The sequence below is a fragment of the Bradyrhizobium sp. JR3.5 genome (assembly GCF_054057015.1).
The window spans coordinates 2,349,652-2,370,767 of the sequence record NZ_JBSRYV010000001.1 but is presented as its reverse complement, the minus strand read 5'-3'; the positions used below and the strand labels follow the sequence as shown (position 1 = coordinate 2,370,767).

General features: G+C 64.7%; 11 protein-coding genes and 4 pseudogenes. 10 read left to right on the top strand and 5 right to left on the bottom strand.

Going from position 1 to position 21,116, the window contains the following annotated elements:
• Positions 1-83: 83 nt before the first annotated feature.
• The gene (locus ACVWW1_RS11885; protein WP_176531635.1) at positions 84-1,316 is read right to left on the bottom strand and encodes an NAD(P)/FAD-dependent oxidoreductase; all 1,233 of its coding nucleotides are present in this window, start codon (positions 1,314-1,316) and stop codon (positions 84-86) included.
• Between the two features lie 106 nt (positions 1,317-1,422).
• Positions 1,423-4,629 (bottom strand): annotated as a pseudogene (locus tag ACVWW1_RS11880) (Rne/Rng family ribonuclease).
• A gap of 705 nt (positions 4,630-5,334) precedes the next feature.
• Between ACVWW1_RS11880 and ACVWW1_RS11875 the strand changes: the two are divergent.
• From ACVWW1_RS11875 to ACVWW1_RS11850, 6 genes and pseudogenes are all read left to right on the top strand, one after another.
• The gene (locus ACVWW1_RS11875; RefSeq protein WP_456655887.1) at positions 5,335-6,660 is read left to right on the top strand and encodes an N-acetylmuramoyl-L-alanine amidase; all 1,326 of its coding nucleotides are present in this window, start codon (positions 5,335-5,337) and stop codon (positions 6,658-6,660) included.
• A gap of 322 nt (positions 6,661-6,982) precedes the next feature.
• A pseudogene (locus ACVWW1_RS11870) lies at positions 6,983-9,488 on the top strand (penicillin-binding protein 1A).
• Positions 9,489-9,594: 106 nt separating this feature from the next.
• A protein-coding gene (gene prfB, locus ACVWW1_RS11865) for a peptide chain release factor 2 (protein ID WP_173643340.1) occupies positions 9,595-10,726 on the top strand; the annotation gives its coding sequence in 2 pieces (ribosomal slippage) (positions 9,595-9,663 and positions 9,665-10,726; 1,131 coding nt in all).
• A gap of 3 nt (positions 10,727-10,729) precedes the next feature.
• Positions 10,730-11,153: pseudogene (locus ACVWW1_RS11860) on the top strand (NAD(P)-dependent oxidoreductase); the annotation flags it as partial.
• Positions 11,139-11,600 carry an NAD-binding protein gene (locus ACVWW1_RS11855; RefSeq protein WP_456656661.1) on the top strand — a complete coding sequence of 154 codons (462 nt, stop codon included), beginning with the start codon at positions 11,139-11,141 and terminating at the stop codon, positions 11,598-11,600. The pseudogene ACVWW1_RS11860 and the gene ACVWW1_RS11855, both read left to right, overlap by 15 nt.
• 84 nt (positions 11,601-11,684) lie before the next feature.
• A complete protein-coding gene (locus ACVWW1_RS11850) occupies positions 11,685-12,620 on the top strand; it encodes a DMT family transporter (protein WP_456655886.1) in 936 nt (311 codons plus the stop codon).
• Here ACVWW1_RS11850 and ACVWW1_RS11845 read toward each other — a convergent pair.
• Both ACVWW1_RS11845 and ACVWW1_RS11840 read right to left on the bottom strand, forming a co-directional pair.
• Positions 12,580-14,733: a carbamoyltransferase C-terminal domain-containing protein gene (locus ACVWW1_RS11845; protein WP_456655885.1), complete on the bottom strand. Its 2,154-nt coding sequence runs from the start codon at positions 14,731-14,733 to the stop codon at positions 12,580-12,582. The two genes, ACVWW1_RS11850 and ACVWW1_RS11845, sit on opposite strands and share 41 nt — an antisense overlap.
• Positions 14,734-14,768: 35 nt before the next feature.
• Positions 14,769-15,026 carry a hypothetical protein gene (locus tag ACVWW1_RS11840; protein WP_456656704.1) on the bottom strand — a complete coding sequence of 86 codons (258 nt, stop codon included), beginning with the start codon at positions 15,024-15,026 and terminating at the stop codon, positions 14,769-14,771.
• On the opposite strand from ACVWW1_RS11840, the pseudogene ACVWW1_RS11835 reads away from it, so the two are divergent.
• Positions 14,926-16,130 (top strand): annotated as a pseudogene (locus ACVWW1_RS11835) (ABC transporter substrate-binding protein). The gene ACVWW1_RS11840 and the pseudogene ACVWW1_RS11835 overlap by 101 nt on opposite strands.
• Before the next feature lie 355 nt (positions 16,131-16,485).
• On the opposite strand, the gene ACVWW1_RS11830 reads toward ACVWW1_RS11835, so the two are convergent.
• On the bottom strand, positions 16,486-17,040 hold the full coding sequence (locus ACVWW1_RS11830) for a putative immunity protein (protein ID WP_456655884.1): 555 nt from the start codon (positions 17,038-17,040) through the stop codon (positions 16,486-16,488).
• 184 nt (positions 17,041-17,224) lie between these two features.
• On the opposite strand from ACVWW1_RS11830, the gene ACVWW1_RS11825 reads away from it, so the two are divergent.
• The 3 genes from ACVWW1_RS11825 (at position 17,225) to ACVWW1_RS11815 (ending at position 20,870) form a co-directional block, all read left to right on the top strand.
• On the top strand, positions 17,225-18,574 hold the full coding sequence (locus ACVWW1_RS11825) for an IS701 family transposase (protein ID WP_456655883.1): 1,350 nt from the start codon (positions 17,225-17,227) through the stop codon (positions 18,572-18,574).
• Between the two features lie 188 nt (positions 18,575-18,762).
• A complete protein-coding gene (locus ACVWW1_RS11820; RefSeq protein WP_029085027.1) occupies positions 18,763-19,623 on the top strand; it encodes a tyrosine-type recombinase/integrase in 861 nt (286 codons plus the stop codon).
• Between the two features lie 20 nt (positions 19,624-19,643).
• Positions 19,644-20,870: an IS91 family transposase gene (locus tag ACVWW1_RS11815; protein WP_176396397.1), complete on the top strand. Its 1,227-nt coding sequence runs from the start codon at positions 19,644-19,646 to the stop codon at positions 20,868-20,870.
• The last annotated feature ends 246 nt before the right edge of the window (positions 20,871-21,116 follow it).

The window sequence follows — 21,116 nt, the reverse complement described above, 5'->3', positions numbered from 1 at the left end:
TCACCCGGCGCTACGCGCCGACCTCTCCCAAGGGAGAGGTGAACCTCCGCTGCCGATCCAATTCGACCTGATCTCGTCACTCTTTAGAACCGGTCCAGCCGATACGGCGAGGTGTCCACGGAGGATGCCTCGCCGTTCATGGTTTCGGCCAGCACCCGTGCCGTCGCCGGGCCGAGCGTGAAGCCCTGATGGCCGTGACCGAAATTTACCCATAGGCCGCGATGGCGCGGCGCAGGCCCGAGCACCGGCAGCATGTCGGTGGTGCAGGGGCGGGTGCCGAACCACGGCTCGGGCTCGACACGGCCGCCGATCTCGATCAGCTCGCGTGCGGCCGCCTCGGCATGGCCAAGCTGGATCGGCGTCGCCGGCGCATCCGGACTGGTCAGCTCTGCGCCGGTCGTGATGCGGATCCCCTTGGCCATGGGCGCCATCGCATATCCATTCGCTGTGTCGACCAGCGGCAGGTCGAGCGAGCGGCCGCCCTGATAGTGCATATGGTAGCCGCGCTTGCGCACCAGCGGGATCCGGTAGCCGAACTTGCGCAGCAATTGCGGTGACCACGGCCCGAGCGTCACGACGACATGGGCGGCATCGATCCGGCCGCCGGTGGTGTCGACCGACCAGCCGGTTGCGGTCTCCGTCAGCGTCTGCGCGTCGCCGCGCAGCAGCGTTCCGCCGAGACGCTCGAACAATCCGGCATAGGCCGAAACCAGACCGCCGGGGTCCGACACGGTCCAGGGCCCGAGCCAGTGAATGGCACCGGGGAGGTCGTCGCGCAGCAATGGCTCCGCCTTGGCGAGCTCGCTGCCGTCAAGCACGCGAAACTGCACGCCGAAATCACGCCGGTTCTCTTCGGCGACTGCGATCGCCTGCTCCAGGGCCGCCGGGTCGCGATGCAGCAGGCGATAGCCGGCGCGGCGGATCAGATTGTCGGCATGCGCATCGCGGATCAGCGTGTCGTGCTCGGCCGCGGCGTAGGCGATCAGGCGCGCCCAGGCGATGGTGGCTTCGCGGTGCCGCTCGGGCGTCGAGTTCCACCAATAGCGCAGCAGCGGACCGGCGTGCCGGGGCAACGATGCCAGGCGATAGCGTACGTCGTTGGTGCGCCCCATCGCGATCCTGGCAAGCGTGGCGGGATCGCGCGGCATCGGATAGGGCCGCACCGCCTCGCTCTGAATGATGCCGGCATTGCCGTAGCTGGTTTCGCGGCCCGGTTCCTTGCGGTCGACGAGCGTCACCGACCAGCCGCGGCGTTGCAGGTGCAGCGCCGTGCTGACGCCCACCATGCCGCCGCCAAGAACGATCGCGCTTTGCATTGGGATCCGTCTCCGTCAGGCTCCGTCACGCCGGCGTCTGACGAACGGATGGCCTGTCCAATAAAAACGCCCGGCGTGAACCGGGCGTTTTGACTTCCAGGTGGTGCTAGTTGCCGCCGCCGCCGAAGCGGCGCGACCACCAGCCCTTGCGGGCCGGAGCCTCGGCCGTGGCGGCGTCCGGTGCGGACTGCGGGGCAGAGGCTGCGGGTTCAGGGGCGAGGGCAGGATCCTCCGCCGGGCTCTGAGCCAGCGCCGGTGTTGTCTCGGGTTGCGGGCTCGATGCGAAGCTGACCTTTTCGCGCACCGTCGAGCGGCGCCGCTGCGCGCGGTCGCTTTCGGCCGTGTCCTCGGCGGCAGGTGCTGCAACGGGTTCGGGTTCGGGCGCCGCGATCGCCTCAACCGGCACGGCTTCGATCGGCTGCCATTCCGTCGGCTGTGCAAACAGCTCGGGCTGCGCGAGCGCCGGGGCCGGCTCCGCGTCGTGGCTATCGAAATCGGCGACTGCGTCTGTGGCTTCAGGTGCTGCCACCGGGCTCAACTCATCGGAGATCGATCCGGCAAGACCGTCATCCGGTCCGCCAGTGCCGCGCCGGCGGCGGCCGCCACGGCGTCCGCGGCGCCGCGGGCGGCGATCGCCGTTGCCGGCCTGGTCGTCGCGGGCAGCGCCCTGGGCTTCGTCGCCTTCGTCCTCATCGCCTTCGGCTTCGACCCGCGGCAACCACCTCGGTGCCATCGGGCAGGACATGCATCAGATCGCCGTCCTCGCGCGGCGGCTGAACACCGTCACGCGCCTCGTTGGCGCCTCCACGGCCGCGGCGCCGACGGCGGCGCTTGCGGCGCTGGCCGTCGCCTTCGCCCTCAGCGGCGCCTGCTTCCTCGCCGGCCGCCCGGTCGTCGACGAGCCCTTCGGTCTCGTCGGTCTCGATCTCGGCCTCGTATTCAAACAGTTCTTCCTCGTCATCCGCCTCATCGATCTGCGCCGGCGCAGCGGCAGCTTGCGCAGCAAGCAGCGCCTTGGCGGCTTCGAGCGTATGCACCTGCTCGCCGCGATCGATGATGTAGGATTGCTGGCCGTGCACCGTGGCGTCGGCGACGACCGACAGCGAGACTCGGAAGGATTCCTCGAGATCGCGCAGATGGCCGCGCTTGTGGTTGAGCACGTAGAGCGCGACGTCGGTGCGGGTGCGGACCACCAGATTGTGGGTCGCCGCCCTTCATCAGGATTTCCTCGATGCCGCGCAGGAGCTGCAGCGCCACCGACGAGACTGAACGGACGTGGCCGCTTCCGCCGCATTGCGGGCAGGGCTCGGTCGAGCTCTCCAGCACGCTGGCGCGGATGCGCTGGCGCGACATTTCCAGGAGGCCGAAATGTGAGATGCGGCCGACCTGGATCCGCGCACGGTCCTGGCGCAGGCAGTCGGACAGCTTGCGCTCGACCGCGCGGTTGTTGCGCTTCTCGTCCATGTCGATGAAGTCGATGACGATCAGGCCCGCGAGGTCGCGCAAACGCAATTGACGCGCGACTTCTTCAGCAGCTTCGAGATTGGTCTTGAGCGCGGTGTCCTCGATATGGTGCTCGCGCGTGGCGCGGCCGGAGTTGACGTCGATCGAGACCAGCGCCTCGGTCTGGTTGATCACGATGTAGCCGCCGGAGCGCAACTGCACGGTCGGCGAGAACATCGCGTCGAGCTGGCTTTCGACGCCCATGCGCGAGAACAGCGGCTGGCCGTCGCGATATTGCTTCACCGCGCGCACATTGGCCGGCATCAGCATCTTCATGAAGTCGCGCGCCTCGCGGTAGCCGGCTTCGCCCGCCACCTGAATCTCGTCGATTTCCTTGTTGTAGAGGTCGCGCAGCGAGCGCTTGATCAGCGAGCCTTCCTCGTAGACCAGGGTCGGCGCCTGCGACTTCAGGGTCAGGTCGCGCACCGTCTCCCACATCCGGATCAGGTATTCGAAGTCGCGCTTGATCTCCGGCTTGCTGCGGGAGGCGCCGGCGGTGCGCAAGATGATCCCCATGCCCTCGGGCACGTCGAGGTCCTGCACCACTTCCTTCAGCCGCGAGCGGTCCTGGGCGGAGGTGATCTTGCGGCTGATGCCGCCGCCACGTGCGGTGTTGGGCATCAGCACGGCATAACGGCCGGCGAGCGACAGATAGGTGGTCAGCGCGGCGCCCTTGTTGCCGCGCTCTTCCTTGACGACCTGCACCCAGCATCACCTGCCGGCGCTTGATCACTTCCTGGATTTTGTACTGGCGACGCGGGCGGAACGCGCGCTCCGGAACCTCCTCGAGCACGTCGTCGCCGCCGACGGACTCGACGACATCCTCTTCCTCGCCTTCCTCGCCGTCATCCTCGTCGTCGTCTTCGCCGGCATCATCGCCATGCCGAGCCTCGGGCGCGGCTCCGTCCGCAAGCGTTGCGTATTCGGCGACGCGGTGCTCATCGGCCGCGGCGTGGACTTCGTCGGCAACCACATGCGGCGCGTCGTCGGCATGCGCGGCGTTTTCCGCGACCTGCTCCTCATGGGTCCGCTCGGGCTCATGATTGACCTCGGCGGTCTCGACGAATTCCGGCGCAGCTGACGCAACGGAGGCTTCGACCACCGCGACGACGGGGTCGGACGGGGCGTCGGCGGCCTGCGCCTCGCTCGTTACGGGGGCGTGGTCGTGATCGTGCGCCTGATCATGGTCATGGTGGTCATGATCGTGATCATCGTGGCCATGATCGTCGTGACCATGGTCATGGTGATGCTCGTGGCCGTCGTGATGCGCATGATCATGCGCCTCATGCTCGTGACCCTCATAGGCGGCCACGCCGTGCTCGTGATGCCCGGCATCGTGTTCATGATGCCCGGTATCGACGGGATGTTCGTGAGCCTCGGCTGCCGGCAGCGCCTGCGCGTCGCCTGCACCCTCGATCACCTCGCTCTGGACGCGGTCGCCATGGCCGCGGCGGCGGGCATTGCGATGGCGCGACCGGCGGCGATGGCCGCGGTTCTCGTGCTCTTCCTCGGCCTCACGATGGGCGCGCTCGTCGGCTTCGATCAGCGCCTGACGATCGGCGACCGGGATCTGATAGTAGTCGGGATGGATTTCGCTGAAGGCCAGGAAGCCGTGCCGGTTGCCGCCATACTCGATGAAGGCAGCCTGCAGCGACGGCTCTACGCGCGTAACCTTGGCGAGGTAAATGTTGCCGCGCAGTTGTTTGCGCTGGGCGGTCTCGAAATCAAACTCTTCGACGCGATTGCCACGGACCACGACGACCCGGGTCTCTTCCGGGTGGGTGGCATCGATCAACATCTTGTTGGGCATTTTGGAGCTCTTGACGGCGGCGGGCGCGGATCATGGCAGGCGCAAATTGCGCCGCCCGGTGACGCGACGGTCCACCTGATTCGGGGGTGAGGGGAAGGCCAAAACGCGTCTCGCGGCGCAGCGCCGGACGGGAACCCACCGGGATGATGCGACGGGCGAAGTTTTCACCTCGCGTCAGCGCGGTCATTCGGGAGATCCTGGTCGGCAATGCAGTCTGGCGCATTAAGCGTCGGCCCGTCTAAACATGTTGGCGGCGAAATTGACCGCCGTATCTTTTGCTGAAGGCCTCGCCTGGCGCCGAAGCGCCTGCCGGCCATCGCATATCGAGGCCCCAAGGGGCCGGATAATCGGTTACGCCGTGTCTCAAACCGTCCCTCTGGCGAGGGAGTGTGTCTGGGACCGGACGCCGCTCGGGCTTGAATCCGCCTCTCCGTGTCAGCCGCGCGCGGCGCTGGCTGGGGAGGGACCGGAAAAACACGGCGGGATCTTCGATTTGGAAGGTTCCACCGTTGCACCGAGAGGCTGAACGCGACACAACCGGGAGTACTAGCCGTCAGCACTCCGTACATACGTGGATTGCCCGCCGCGTGCAAGGGAAGCGTCACGCCGCCGCAACACTCGGCTCTTTTCGCCCGCGCGTCATTAGGGTGCGATTAACCGTGTGGTTCTAATGCGGTAAGAAGCAGCTTGGAGGCTCCGAATCGGGTGGAGAACCGCGCAAAACACCTTGTTTTCTTGGGATGCGGGCTGTTGTGCGCTGCAGCATTGGCGCTTGGCGTGGCCAGCGCCCCGAGCGCGGCCGAAGGACCGCAGGACAGCCAGCCGGGGCAGGCCGTAGGTGCTTCCGCTGCCAGTGCGCCGAATTTCCCGGTCGCATCCGGCGCCAGACTTGCCGGCGACGACAAGCAGACCCGTTTCATCCTCGATCTCGACCGCAAGATCGAGTTTCGCGCCTTCCCGTTGGCCGATCCCTACCGTGTCGTGGTCGATATCCCGCAGGTCAATTTCCAGCTCGCTGCCGGCACCGGCTTGGCGGCGCGGGGATTGGTGAAGGCGTTCCGCTATGGCCTGGTGATGCCCGGCGGCTCCCGGATCGTGTTCGACATGACCGGCCCGGTGAAGATCGCCAATTCGTACGTGCTCGATGCCGCCAACGGCCAGCCGCCGCGGCTGGTGCTGGACTTCGAGCAGGTCGATCGCACCAGCTTCGTGCAGTCGCTCGCGCCGGAGAGCCGGCCCGAATTGAAGCCGTCGATTTCCGAAGCCACCACGGCAACCATTCCGGCCGTCACCACGGCGGCGCTGCCACCGGTTGCGACCACCGACTCGCGCCCGCTGATCGTGATCGATCCCGGTCACGGTGGTATCGACAACGGCACCCAGTCCGGTGACCAGACCGAGAAGAACCTGGTGCTGGGCTTTGGCCTCGCTTTGCGCGACCGGATCGAGAAGTCGAGCAAATATCGGGTGGTCATGACCCGGTCCGACGACACCTTCATCCCGCTCAACGACCGGGTGAAGATTGCGCGCTCGCAATCCGCGGCGCTGTTTGTCTCGATCCACGCCGATGCCTTGCCGCGCCGCGAGGGCGACGCCCAGGGCGCCACGATCTACACCGTGTCCGACAAGGCGTCCGACGCCGAGGCCGAGCGGCTGGCGGAAGCGGAGAACAAGGCCGACGCGATCGCAGGCGTGAACCTGACCGACGAGCCGACCGAGGTCGCCGACATCCTGATCGACCTCGCGCAGCGCGAGACCAAGACCTTCTCCAACCGCTTCGCCCGTCTGCTGATGGATGAGATGAAGTCCACGGTGCGGATGCACAAGCATCCGCTGAAATCGGCCGGCTTCCGGGTGCTCAAGGCGCCCGACGTGCCGTCCGTTCTGGTGGAGATCGGCTATGTCTCCAACAAGGGCGACCTCGAGCATCTGGTCTCCGAGAACTGGCGCAACAAGGCCGTCGGATCGATGGTCCAGGCGATCGACACGTTCTTCTCCAAACGGCTGGCAACCGCCGGACCGGCAAAGTGAAATTGGCCGCCTGAAAAGCCGGGGCCGTTGCCCGGAAGCCCTAGTTTGGCCACAGCGGCGACGCTATAGACAAAGGACCGCAGGTCCGCAGAATCGACCATATTGTACGGCGGCTCTTGTATATTCGCGTGCGCAAGGCGGCTCGCTGGGCCAAGGCTTTGATGTAAAGGCTTTGATGTAAAGGCCTCGATGCAAAGGCCTCGATGCAAAGGCCTCGCTATGTGAGCCTTCGTTGTGTGAGGCTTCGTTGTGTGAGGCTTCGCACTTTTGGACAGGCGCTTCTGACGATTGAGCGCCGGAGGGTAGGAACGGAACGTCGATAATGCGCCTGCTCGTGCGGTTCATGGGTTTCTTGTTCGCCGCCGGGAACCGTCGTGTTCCTGGTCGGTGTCGCCGCCGTCGCTGGCGCCATCTGGCATTTCTCCAAGGATCTGCCCGACTACTCGCAGCTCCAGGACTACGAGCCGCCGGTGATGACCCGCGTGCACGCAGCCGACGGTGCGCTGCTCGGCGAATACTCCAAGGAGCGCCGGCTTTATCTGCCGATCCAGGCCGTGCCGAAGCTCGTGATCAACGCGTTCCTCGCCGCCGAAGACAAGAACTTCTACGAGCACGGCGGCATCGACTATCAGGGCATGGCGCGCGCTGCGATCCTCTACGCGCAGAACTACGGCTCCAACCGCCGCCCGCAGGGTGCCTCGACCATTACCCAGCAGGTCGCCAAGAACTTCCTGCTGACGAACGAAGTCTCGTTCGCGCGCAAGATCAAGGAAGCGTTGCTGGCGATGCGCATCGAGCGCGCCTATTCCAAGGACCGCATCCTCGAGCTCTACCTCAACGAAATCTATCTCGGGCTCGGCGCCTACGGCATCGCGGCGGCGTCGCTGGTCTACTTCGACAAGTCGGTCAACGAGCTGACGATCGCCGAAGCGTCCTATCTCGCTGCGCTGCCGAAGGCGCCGGCCGCGCTGCATCCGGTCCGCAACCGTGACCGCGCGATCGAGCGCCGCAACTACGTGATCGACCGCCTGCTGGAGAACGGCTGGATCAAGCAGGCCGACGCCGACAAGGCGCGCAAGGACCCGCTCAACGTCACCAGCCGTTCGAACGGTGCGCACATCTTCGCCGGCGAGTATTTCGCCGAGGAAGTCCGCCGCGACATCTTCGAGCGCTACGGCGAAAAGAAGCTTTACGAGGGTGGCCTGTCGGTTCGCACCACGCTCGATCCCAAGATCCAGGTGATGGCGCGCAAGACCATGGTCGCCGGCCTCGTCAATTACGATGAGGCGCAGGGCTGGCGCGGCGCGCTGCATAAGCTCGACGTCTCCGGCGATTGGGGCGTCAAGCTTGCCGACGTCAAGTCGCTCTCCGACATCTCGCCGTGGCGGATGGCGGTGGTGCTGGAGACCAGCGATCAGTCGGCGCGGATCGGCTTCCAGCCGGGCCGCGAGCTCGGCGGCGCGGTCAGCAAGGAGCGGCAGACCGGCATCATCACGATGGACGGCGTGCGCTGGGCCAAGTCCAGGGGCAAGGCGCCGACGGCGGTCTCGCAGGTGCTGCAGCCTGGCGACGTGATCTATGCCGACCCGCTGGTGACCAAGGAGGGCACGGCGGTCGAAGGCCAGTATCGCCTGCGGCAACTGCCTGAAGTCTCCGGCGCCATGGTGGCGATGGATCCGTGGACCGGCCGCGTGCTCGCGATGGTCGGCGGCTTCTCGTTCGACCAGAGCCAGTTCAACCGTGCGACGCAGGCCTATCGGCAGCCCGGCTCGTCGTTCAAGCCGATCGTGTACTCGTCGGCGCTGGACAACGGCTATACGCCGTCAACCACGGTGATCGACGCGCCGATCGAGATCGATCAAGGGCGCAGGGCGCCGGCGTGTGGCGTCCGGAGAACTATTCGACCGGCAAGTATTACGGCCCGACCACGTTGCGCAACGCGCTGCAGCGATCGCTCAACACTGTGACGGTGCGGCTCGCGCAGGACATCGGCATGCCTCTGGTCGGCGAGTATGCCAAGCGCTTCGGTGTCTATGACGAATTGCCGAACTACCTGTCGTATGCGCTGGGTGCCGGTGAAACGACCGTCATGCGCATGGTCACCGCGTATTCGATGTTCGCCAACGGCGGTCGTCGCGTGAAGCCGACGCTGATCGATCGCATCCAGGACCGCTACGGCCATACCATCTTCAAGCACGACACCCGCGAATGCCGCGGCTGCGACGCGCCCGGCGGCTGGAAGAGCCAGCCGGAGCCGCAGCTCGTCGACCGCCGCGAGCAGGTGCTCGATCCGATGACGGCCTACCAGATCACCGAGATGATGGAAGGCGTGGTCCAGCGCGGCACCGCGACCGTCGTGAAGGAGGTTCGGCAAGCCGATCGCCGGCAAGACCGGCACCACCAACGATGAGAAGGACGTCTGGTTCGTCGGCTTCTCGCCGGATCTCGCGGTCGGCGTCTACATGGGTTACGACAAGCCGCGCAATCTCGGCCGCACCGCCACCGGCGGTCACGTGGCGGCGCCGATTGCCCGCGACTTCCTCAAGCTTGCGCTCGCCGACAAGCCGCCGACCCCGTTCAAGGTCCCGGCCGGCATCAAGCTGATCCGCGTGGATGCCAAGACCGGCATGCGGGCCGGCCCGGGCGATAGCGGCAATACCATTCTCGAAGCCTTCAAGCCGGGCACCGCGCCGCCGGACAATTACTCGGTCATCGGTGTCGCCGATGCCGATGGCCGCGGTCCTGCACCCGGCCCGCAGCCGTCGCAGAGCGGCGGACAGCCGGATGGCGGCTTCTTCATGCGGCCGGGAACCGGGGGACTGTACTAGCGGTTGGCCAATCCAAATCGCCGGGATAGCGTGGCCAAGCCGATTGCGCTTTGCCACGCCGGTCGCTACATCCCCGGCAAGCTTTTTCACCAACACCTGAAAGACCATGCGCGCGGAAATCGAACGCCTTGTTGAAGAGATCAAGCAGTCAGTCGGGCTGCTGAGGAGGCATCTTTGACGTCGAACAATCGACGGCACGCCTCGCTGAGCTGAACAAGCTCGCTGAAGACCCCAATCTCTGGAACGATCCCCAGAAGGCCCAGCGGCTGATGCAGGAGCGCACCTCGCTGGAGGACGCGCTCTCCGGCATCGGCAAGGTCGAGCGCGAGCTCGAGGACAATATCGGCATGATCGAGCTCGGCGAGGCCGAGAACGATGCGGCCGTGGTCGCCGAGGCCGAGAAAGCGCTCAAGGACCTCAAGAAAGAGGTCGCCCGGCGCGAGCTGGAAGCGCTGCTCTCGGGCGAGGCCGACAAGTTCGATTCCTACCTCGAAGTCCATGCCGGCGCCGGCGGCACCGAGAGCCAGGACTGGGCGCAGATGCTGCTGCGCATGTACACGCGCTGGGCGGAGAAGCACGGCTTCAAGATCGAGTTCCTCGAAGAGTCGCAGGGCGAAGAGGCCGGCATCAAATCGGCCACCATCCAGATCTCCGGCCACAATGCCTATGGCTGGCTGAAGACCGAGGCCGGCGTGCATCGCCTGGTGCGCATCTCGCCGTTCGATTCCAACGCGCGGCGCCACACCTCATTTTCGTCGGTGCAGATTTTCCCGGTGATCGACGACTCGATCAAGATCGAGATCAAGGAGTCCGATGTTCGCACCGACACCATGCGGTCGGGCGGCGCCGGCGGTCAGCACGTCAACAAGACCGAGTCGGCGGTGCGCCTGACGCACATCCCGACCGGCATCGCGGTGGTCTGCCAGGCCGGCCGCTCGCAGCACAAGAATCGGGCGCAGGCCTGGGACATGCTGCGCGCGCGGCTTTATGAGATGGAGCTGAAGAAGCGCGAGGAGCAGGCCGCCGCCGATCAGGCGGCCAAGACCGAGATCGGCTGGGGTCACCAGATCCGCTCCTATGTGCTGCAGCCCTACCAGATGGTGAAGGATTTGCGCACCGGTGTGCAGACCTCCGACACCTCGGGGGTGCTCGACGGCGATCTCGATGAGTTCATGGCGGCGACCTTGGCGCAACGTGCCTTCGGCACCGGGCCCGGCTCCGTGGAGGATGTGGATTAGCCCATGACACGCGTCGCTTTCATCGGATTGGGACGCATGGGCCATGGCATGGCCGGCCGTTATCTCGATGCCGGTTTCACCGTCGCGGTGTGGAACCGGAGCAAGGCCAAGGCCGAGGATTTGATCGCGCGCGGCGCGCTGTGGGCGACTTCGCCGGAGGACGCCGCGATCGACGCCGACGCCGTCGTGACCATGGTCGCCGACGATGAGGCATCGCGCGCCGTCTGGCTGACCCGGGACGGCGCCGCCGCCACCATGAAGGCCGGCACGCTCGCGATCGAGTGCTCCACGGTCTCGTACCCAGCACACGCTCGATATGGCGCGCGAGCTCAACAGCCGCGGCCTGATCTACATCGATTGTCCGGTCACCGGGCTCCCCGAAGCGGCGGCCGCGGGCAAGCTGACGCTGCTGGTGGGCGCCGATGCCGCTGATCTCGACAAGGCACGGCCGTTCCTCGCGCCAATCGGCAGCACGATCCGCCATTTCGGCGCGGTCGGCACCGGTACGGTGTTCAAGCTGATCAACAATCTGATCGGCGCGGTGCAGATCGCGAGCCTCGCCGAAGGCGTCGCGATCGCCGAGCAGGTTGGCCTCGACATGCAATTGGTGGCCGAGGCGCTGTCGACCGGCGCGATCGCGAGCCCGCAGATCATCCGCCACAGCAAGCGGATGATCGACCGCAACTTCTCCGGTGCGTCGTTCACGGCGGCGCTGCGCCACAAGGATGCCGACTACGCCGTGCGGCTCGCCGAGACGCTGCTGCCCGGCGTGCCCGTGAGTCGCGCCGCGCTCACTGCCTACGACAAGGCCAAGGCCCATGCGCCCGACGGCGACGAAGGCCAGATGATCGAAATCGTGTCGCGGCCGAAATAGGCAGAGCCGCCATTCACGGAAATCGGGTGGCCAGCGCCGCCGCGCCCGGCTAGGCATCTGCGCCAGCGCAGATGAGTGCCCGCCATGTCTTCCGCCGACAACAGGATCGATCGCCGCGACTGGGGGCTGCTCGGCTTTCTGTCGGTGCTGTGGGGCGGCTCGTTCTTCTTCAACGGCGTGATCCTGCGCGAATTGCCGCCGCTGACGCTGGTGCTGCTGCGGGTCGTGCTCGGCGCGCTCATCCTGCTGCCGCTGCTGCGGGCGCGGAAGATCGAATTCCCACCTGGCCTGTCCGGCTGGGCGCCGTTCGCCGCGATGGGACTGTTCAACAACGCGCTGCCGTTCTCGCTGATCGTGTTCGGCCAGACCTATATTCCGAGCGGGCTGGCCTCGATCCTTAATGCGACGACGCCGCTGTTTGCGGTGGTCGTGATGGCGGTGGCCGGCGAGGAGCGGCTGCAGGCGCGCCGCGTGGCGGGCGTGGTGGTCGGGCTGATCGGGGTCGCGATCCTGCATGGTGATGCGCTCGGCTTCGAGAGCAGGCAGGGCATCGGCATCCTGCTGTGCCTCGCCGGCGCCTTCAGCTACGGCATCGCGGCGCTGGTCGGGCGGCGGCTGCCGCAGCGCGTGCCGCCGCTCGGCACGGCGACGTTCCAGATGGTGGCCTCCAGCGTGATGATGGCGGTCGTCGCCGGTGTGGCCGAGCGACCCTGGCTACTGCCGATGCCGCATCTGACCACGTGGCTCGCCGTGCTCGGGCTCGCGGCGCTGTCGACGGCGCTGGCCTATATCGTGTTCTTTCAGATCCTGCAGCGCTCCGGTGCGACCAATGTGATGCTGGTGACGCTGCTGCTTCCGGTCACCGCGATGCTGCTCGGCTTCTTCGTCCTCGGCGAGCCGGTCGCGCCGCGCGAGGTGATCGGCGCGCTCGTGATCGCCAGCGCACTGCTCTTGATCGACGGCCGCGTCTTGACCTGGTTCAGCCGCGCGCCTGTTTCCACGCCGCATACCAGCCGGTGAAGCGGCGGCTGTCGCGCTCGCCGCCGTGCCAGGCGGCAAAGGCGGTGCCGTCGTCGGCGACCAGCACCACGGCGTCGAGCCCCCTGGAGCGGCGCAGCGTGTCCATCGCCTGCGCCGGCGTCTGCGCGATCGGGCCCGCGACGTTGAACGACGTGTTGACCGACATCTCGACGCCGATATGGCGGCCGAGCGCCTTTAGGTAAGCGTAGGTGAGGGGGTCGTCGGCCTCGCGCACGATCTGGATGCGGCCGGTGCCGTCGGCATGCACCACGGCGGGAATCTTGGCGCGTGCCTCCGGCTTCGAGTGCGCCGTGAGCACCATGTAGTTGTAGGCGTTGTAGTCGTCGTCGGACGCGCCGTCTTCCAGCTCGAAATAGTCGCGCGCGGCCTGCAGGGTCGCCATCGGTGCCAGCGGGCGGATCGCCTCGCGGTACTTGACGCGCTCGTTGAGCCGCTCGCGCACCTCGGGGTCGCAGGGGTTGGCGAGGATCGAGCGATGGCCGAGCGCACGCGGCCCGGTCTCGGCCGCGCCCTGATAGATCGCGATCACGCCGCCTTGCGCCACCATGGAAGCCATCAGATCGGCGACCGCGTCGCGCCCTTCTGATGTCGCCACATTGCCGATCACGGTCGAGGCGATATCGTCGGTGTTGAGCGCCGCGGTAATGTCGGCGTTCGAGGGCGGCAAGCCGCAGTAGAATGCGTGCGACAGCGGCGCGCCGCGCGGTGCGCCCGCCATATGCGCGAACAGCCAGGCCGCGCCGATCGGCACGCCGGGATCGCCGGGCACCGGCGGCACCCACATATGCAGCCGCGTCTTGCGCTGCTGCACGCGTTCGAACCAGGCCTCGTCAAAGTGCTCGAGCAGCCGCATGTTGCCGAGCGCGTTCAGCGCCACGCCGCCGGTCAGCACTAGGCGGTCGGTGCCGGTGATGCGCAGGAGATGATCGATGACATGGATCATCGCGTCCTCGAACACCAATTGCGTCGCGGCCGCCTTGTCGACGCGGTCCTTGGTGTCGGCGCGGTGATTGATGTCCTCGGCGCGCAGCACGGCGTCGGGATTCCAGAGCTGGTCGGGTCGCAGCGGCGGGCCGAGAATATCGATCAGCGGCTGATGATAGGGGGCGTCGGCAGGGTCGGCGTACCAATTGGCCATCGCGCGATTGAGCTGCACGCTGCCATTGGGCCCGAGCTGCAGCACCGCCTTCAGGCGCTGATAATAGGGATTGGTGGCGCGGTTCATGTCGCCCCAGGCGGCGGCGCCCATGTAGCGGCCCTCGCTGGAGAGCCAGGTCCAGCCGCCCTGGCTCGACGAGATCACTGTGTAGAAGGCGCCGAGCGAGTCGAACAGGCTCTCATTGCAATAGAGCCGCTTCATCTCGCCGTTCTCGGCGACATAGAGCGAAATCGAGCCGACGTCGCCGGTGCCGTCGAGCACCGCGATCGCGACACGCTCGCGCACATCGGCGAACGGCGATGCGGTGAACGAGTACCAGGCGTGATTGTCATGATGCGGCATGCAGATCAGCGGCAGCTGTTGGCCAAGCCCGTACATCTTGCCGAGCCTGCGCGCGATGCGCCGCACCTGGTCCATCTGGCGCAGGTTGATCGCCGGCGCGATCGGCGCGCGGAGCAACTTGATGCTGGCCGGCGCTTCCTCGAGCGAGGTGCGGATCAGCATCGCCATCAGCGCCGGATAATCCCAGGTGGTGACGAAGGCTGCGATGTCGCCGACGTCGCGGCCCATCCGTTGCAACACCTTGCGCATGTCGTCGAGCGCGTGTTGCGGAAACTCGTTGGTGTGTTTGTTTCCGGAAAAGCGCTCTTCCTCGTTGTTGACGATCAGGCGCGGTCCGTCCTTCTGGGTGACCTCGACCAGCGCGACGCCGGTGTTGTGGGTGCCGGGGCAGGCGAGGCCGGCGATGTAGACGGTCTCGCCGCGCTGCAGCTTTTCGCGGATCGAGGCGATCTTGCGCTGCGCGAACTCGCCATTGGCCTTGTGCAGGCCGCGCTTCGCCAATGCACGTTCGCTGAGGCGGCGCGTGATCTCATAGCCCGCGGCCGCAATACGCGGATGCCGCGGACCGGTACGAATGTCCGGTTTACGCAATCAGAACGCCTCGACTCGTGATCCCCAGATCGACTTCAATCATAAATAGCGCCAGGCAACAATGCCGTTTCGCCCAACGGAAAAACCCAGCGCTTGCCAGCACATGCGTCTCTTGCGAGACTTGCCGTCAAAACCACGACAAAAATCGGGGAGAAAACGATGCCGGTTCGTTCCGGATATATTGGCGCGATCGTGGCCTTCGCAAGTGCTGCATTGATCACGACCTCGGCCACCGCGCAGAAGAAATACGATCCCGGCGCAAGTGATGGCGAAATCAAGATCGGCAACATCATGTGCCGTATAGCGGCCCGGCGTCGTCCTACGGCGTGATCGGCAAGACCGAGGCCGCGTTCTTCAAGATGATCAACGAGCAAGGCGGCATCAATGGCCGCAAGGTCTCCTTCATCAGCTACGACGATGCCTATTCGCCACCGAAAGCCATCGAACAGGCGCGCAAGCTGGTCGAGAGCGACGAGGTGCTGCTCATCTTCCAGGCACTCGGCACGCCGTCGAATTCGGCAATCATGAAATACATGAATGCCAAGAAGGTGCCGCAATTGTTCGTCGCCTCCGGCGGCACCAAATTCGGCGACCCCAAGAACTTCCCCTGGACGATGGGCTTTCAGCCCAACTACCAGAGCGAGGGGCGCATCTATGCGAAATACATTCGCGACAAGTTCCCCGACAGCAAGATCGCGGTGTTCTGGCAGAATGACGACGCCGGCAAGGATCAGTTCAAGGGCCTGAAGGACGGGCTCGGCGAGAAGGCGGGCATGATCATCGCCGACAAGTCCTACGAGGTCTCCGATCCCTCGATCGATTCGCAGATCGTCGCGCTGCACGATTCCGGCGCGGACATCTTCTTCTCCTGGGCGGCGCCGAAGGGATCGGCGCAGGCGATCCGCAAGGTCGGCGAGCTCGGCTGGAAGCCAAAGTTCTTCCTCGCCAACACCGCGACCACGGTCGCCTCGGTGCTGAAGCCGGCGGGGCTCGAATATGCCAAGGGCATCATCTCGACCCAATACCTGAAGGATCCGACCGACCCAACCTGGGACAAGGACCCCGCGGTCGTGAAGTGGCGCGGCTTTATGGACAAATACTATCCTGAGGGGGACAAGGCCAATTTCAACAACGTCTATGGCTATGTGCAGTCGGAGGCCATGGTGCAAGTCTTGAAGCAATGCGGCGACAATCTCACGCGCGAGAACGTCATGAAGCAGGCCGCCAATTTGAAGAACTTCCACTCCGACCTGATGCTTCCGGGCATCATGGTCAACACCTCGCCCGACGACTACTACCCGATCGAGCAGATGCAATTGATGCGGTTCAACGGCGAGGCCTGGGAGCTGTTCGGCGACGTCATCACGGGCGAGGTCGGGCACGACGCTACGCGGTAGGCGGTTACGGAGACGCTGCTTGCGCCGCAATACCACTGTCGTCCTTCCGGAAGCAGGGACCCATACGCCGCGGCGGATGTTGTTGAAGGACTCGTCGTTGCAGCATCGTGCAACAATCAGCGTTCGTGGTTATAGGTTCCTGCCTTGGCAAAGACGACGCTGAATTTGGTTGCGCTGCATGTGCGCACACTTCCCCATTCTCGCGGCATAATCTGTCCGAGTTTTGTATTTCGTTCCGCCCTCTCATTGAACAGAGGGCGGATGGAAAGTCGGGTGCCGATCGCACCCATGGTCCGGGCGGCTTCGGCTCGCCCAGCGGACCATTCGGCCCCGAGGGGGCGCCCCGCCCGTTTGCTCAATCTGGCTTTTGGTCCGGCAGGGAAAGGCCGGCCTGAAGGTCACGGACTATGATGCCTAGTTGGCCTGAGGCGAGGAGCCCTGGCCCTAAGGGACCCGAACGGTCTTCGCCTACACGCGGAAGCGCTCGCAGTGCAGTCCGCACCTCCGCTTTCATATGCATGAGCTGCCAGCGAACCTCGTCATCGGCGGCTCGTGGCCGGTCGGGAGACGCTAAGCTGGCGGCCTTAACTGCATATGCTGCGGCGCCCAAGGCGTGTGCACCCATGTGGCAAACGGCTGCGGCTTGACCGGCAGCTCTGGCGGCGGCAGCGGCTGCGGGAGACTTCACCTCTTTAGCAGCGCCGCCGCCCATAAACCGTTGGCGAATTTCCACGGCGGTGTCCAACTCCCCGCGGGAGTACGCTCGGGTCCGGGCGATAGCAGCGCGAGGGCGACCGTCAGTCGGCCTTTCAGCTTCAAAAATCCGCAGAACTCGTTCAGCACAGTCGGCGGCCCACGCAGCGACAAGTCGCCGGTCGGATTCGCTCAATGCCTGCGAAGATTTCGCCATCTCAGACTCTAAAAATGAAACTCAACCATTCAGTCAAATATGACCGCTTAGCGGTCTACGTGCCCCAAAAGCCGACAGTCCCAGCAATCTCGGTCGTTCCCGATTTATGAGTTCACGGCCTAGCACTACTTTGGCAGATTGTTGGTTTTGCCGCGCTTTATAGGATTCCCGAATCAATTTTTCAATGATTCATGGGTGGTCGGCTCTTGGAGGGCTGACCATGCCGGGATGGGAAGACGAACTCGAACGCTGGCTGATGCCGTTCTTGGACCGGCTGGGTCATAAGACCCGACAGCGGATGTGTCCTCTGTATGTTGCGGGACTGATCGGTCCTGGCGATCGCAAGAGTGTTCAGCCGATGGCGGAGCGCCTTGCCACGGGCAACTACGACCAGCTGCACCATTTCATTGCGGACGGTGTCTGGGACGCGACGCCGCTGGAGACGGAGTTGCTTAACCAGGCGGACCGACTTGTCGGCGGTAGCGATGCAGTGCTCGTTATTGATGACACGTCACTGCCGAAGAAGGGCGAACGCTCGGTTGGTGTTGCGGCTCAATATGCGTCGGCTCTCGGCAAAACGGCAAATTGCCAAACGCTGGTATCTTTGACGCTTGCGCGCGGCGAAGTGCCAGTGATGGTCGCGTTACGTCTCTTTCTGCCTGACAGTTGGACAAGCGACGTGTCTCGTTTGAAGCGCGCTCGCGTGCCAGTCGAACACCGAACGCCACGGTCCAAGCCGGAAATTGCTTTGGCCGAGATTGACCGCGCGATGGCGGCCAACATACGCTTTGGATGTGTGCTGGCGGATGCTGGATACGGACTTAGCGCACCGTTTCGACAAGGGCTAACAGAGCGCGGCCTGGCCTGGGCTGTCGGTATCCCTCGGCACCAGAAAGTGTATCCGGTCGATGTGAAGCTCATTTGGCCGATGACCAAAGTCCGCGGGAAACCACGAAAGCACCACGTGCCCGATATCTTATCGATTGCGGCAGAACAAATGCTGGCCAGCGCCAAATGGAAAACAGTGAGCTGGCGTAGCGGGACAAAAGGCCGGCTCAAAGCCCGATTTGCTGCTCTCCGTGTCCGCATCGCCGACGGCCCTCCGCAGCGGATATGGGATAAAGGTCAGCAGCATCTCCCGGGCGACGAAGCTTGGCTCATTGGCGAGCAACGTGCCTCGGGGGAGAAGAAATACTATCTTGCCAATCTCCCTGCCGCGACGGATCTGCGCACACTGGCCGCCACCATCAAAGCAAGATGGATTTGTGAGCAGGCGCATCAGCAATTGAAGGAGGAGCTCGGACTTGATCACTTCGAGGGGCGATCATGGCAGGGTCTTCATCGCCACGCGCTGATGACAATGATCGCCTACGCCTTCCTGCAACATCGTCGCCTCGCACACGCGGGGCGGAAAAAAAAGAATCAACGGACCTCCGCCTCAGCCAACCATGCCCGCCGTACGTCACGCCATCGTCGATCTCATCCTTCGGCCGCCGTCTCAGCGGTGTCCATACTGCCGAAAACAAATCCTTGAAAAACACTGGCGCAAATAGATTCTGCCAAAGTAGTGCTAGCACTACTTTGGCAGATTGTTGATTTTGTCGCGCTTTATAGGATTGAACGAAGCCGCTGCCGGGGCGTAGGGGGCAAGGTGGCATAGATCGCCTCCTGGCTGAGAGGATGTGGGTGTTGGAGCCCACCCCCTCAGACAGGAGTATCGAGATGGCCGATTTGAGCCCTCTTCGCCGCCGCATGATCGAAGACATGACCGTCCGCAATCTGTCGCCGGCGACGCAAAGATCCTACATCAGCGCGGTTTCGAAGTTCAGCCGCTATTTTGGCCGATCGCCTGACCGGTTAGAGCTGGAAGACGTCCGCGCCTTCCAGGTGCATTTGGTCTCGACCGGCATCTCATGGCCGGCGCTGAACCAGATCGTCTGTGCGCTACGGTTTTTCTACGGCGTCACGCTCGGCGAGGCGCTCATCCCAGAGCGCATTCCCTATGCGCGAGAACCGCGCAAGCTGCCGGTCGTTCTCAGCGCCGACGAAGTGGTTCAGTTTCTTGAAGCGGTATCGAGCCTGAAGAGCCGCGCCGCGCTCACCACCGCCTATGCGGCCGGGCTCAGGGCCTCGGAGGTTGCGGGACTGCGGATCGAAGACATCGACAGCGCCCGCGGCGTCATCCAGGTGCGCCACGGCAAGGGCGCGAAGGATCGCAACGTGATGCTGTCGCCCCAGCTGCTGGGCATCCTGCGCACCTACTGGCGGCTCGCCCGGCCGCGGCTTTATCTGTTCCCTGGTCGTGACGAAGATCATCCGATCGATCAGACCGTGCTGCATGCCGCCTGCCGGTCGGCGGTGAAGGCTGCGGGCCTGACCAAGCGCGTCACGCTGCACACGCTGCGCCACAGCTTCGCGACACATCTTCTCGAGAACGGAACCGATATCCGGATCATCCAGGTCTTGCTCGGGCACAATAATTTGTCGTCGACAGCGCGCTACACGCAGGTCGCCACCGATACGATCCGAGCGACGCAGAGCCCGCTCGATCGCCTGTCGCTGGAGGTGACGCCACCTGGATGACCCGCAGCGGGATGCGGGTCATGACCCGCTCCGACATCCGCTCCAACAGGCCCGCCATCGAGATTGCCGATATTCTGCGCCGGCATGGCGACGCCTATCGCCGTGTACATGCCGGTCATCTGGGGCGGGTCGAGCGGCGCGTGATGAGCGCGATCGTTGCGTGCCGGACCGAGGCGCTCGGCGGCCACATGCAGGCTTGCGACGACTGCGGCACGACACGCGTTGCCTATAATTCCTGCCGCAATCGGCACTGTCCGAAGTGTCAGGGGAGAGCCCGAGCCGCGTGGCTCGCCGCGCGTCAAGCCGACCTGCTTCCGGTTCCCTATTTCCACGTCGTCTTTACACTTCCCGCACCGATCGCCGCGATCGCTTTCCAGAACAAGGCCGTCGTCTATGCCATCCTGTTCAAGGCTGCCGCCGAGGCGATGACGACGCTCGCCGCCAATCCACGCCGGCTCGGCGGTGCGATCGGCGGCGTCGCCGTCCTCCACACCTGGGGACAGACGCTGATGCATCATCCCCACGTCCATTGCGTCGTTCCGGGTGGCGGCCTCTCGCCCGATGGCGCGCGCTGGACCGCTTGCCGACCGAACTTCTTCCTGGCCGTCAAACCGTTGTCCAGACTATTTCGCACACTTTTTCTCAAACGTCTGTCGGCAGCCTTCAACTCCGGTGCCTTGCGTTTCTTCGGCGATCTCGGAGCTCTGGCCGAGCCGGCTGCCTTTGCGGCCCACCTCGACGCCATGCGACGCATCAACTGGGTTGTTTACGCCAAGCGGCCCTTCGGCGGACCCGCACAGGTCCTGGCCTATCTCGGCCGCTACACCCATCGCGTCGCGATCGCCAACAGCCGGCTCGTCGCACTCGACGACGATCATGTCGCCTTCTCATGGAAGGACTATCGCCAAAACAGCGCGACAAAGATCATGAATCTCAAGCCCGATGAGTTCATTCGCCGTTTCCTGCTTCATACGCTGCCTGACGGCTTCCACCGCATCCGCCACTTCGGCTTCATGGCCAACCGCCATCGCGCTGCCAAGCTCGCCCTTTGCCGCGAACTTCTCGATCATGAGCGAACAGCCCCAAACGATGGCCAGCCGTCGCCTGTGGATTCGGAGGCTCAAACCTGGGCCGAGGTTCCTGCCTGTCCCGATTGTGGTGGCGTCATGCGCATCATTGAGCGCTTTCGACATAGCTTCAGACGCCCCAGCCCTCGAACATCACCGTTCCGATGCGACACATCGTGAGCCAAGTCATGTCGTGCACGACGATCATCATTCGTCATTTCGCTCCCAGCGTCTCGATCATCGCGGACGATGTCGAATCCGTGCTGTCACACTGCGCGACAACAACCGTCCGATGCAGCAAAAGGCCTATCGCGATCTCAGGCGAAGCGCGTCTGATCTCAACTCTTCCAGGATGCGCACTCCTGTGTCTCTGCCTCACGCGCCGAGCCAGCAGATCGGGCATGGCGATCTCGAACAATCCCCATA

Excerpts from the sequence above, each read along its gene's own strand:
- ACVWW1_RS11830 (WP_456655884.1), bottom strand. The coding sequence starts at position 17,040 with ATGGCGAAATCTTCGCAGGCATTGAGCGAATCCGACCGGCGACTTGTC.
- ACVWW1_RS11850 (WP_456655886.1), top strand. The coding sequence starts at position 11,685 with ATGTCTTCCGCCGACAACAGGATCGATCGCCGCGACTGGGGGCTGCTC.
- ACVWW1_RS11815 (WP_176396397.1), top strand. The coding sequence starts at position 19,644 with ATGACCCGCTCCGACATCCGCTCCAACAGGCCCGCCATCGAGATTGCC.
- ACVWW1_RS11820 (WP_029085027.1), top strand. The coding sequence starts at position 18,763 with ATGGCCGATTTGAGCCCTCTTCGCCGCCGCATGATCGAAGACATGACC.
- ACVWW1_RS11825 (WP_456655883.1), top strand. The coding sequence starts at position 17,225 with ATGATTCATGGGTGGTCGGCTCTTGGAGGGCTGACCATGCCGGGATGG.
- ACVWW1_RS11885 (WP_176531635.1), bottom strand. The coding sequence starts at position 1,316 with ATGCAAAGCGCGATCGTTCTTGGCGGCGGCATGGTGGGCGTCAGCACG.
- ACVWW1_RS11840 (WP_456656704.1), bottom strand. The coding sequence starts at position 15,026 with ATGATGTTGCCGATCTTGATTTCGCCATCACTTGCGCCGGGATCGTAT.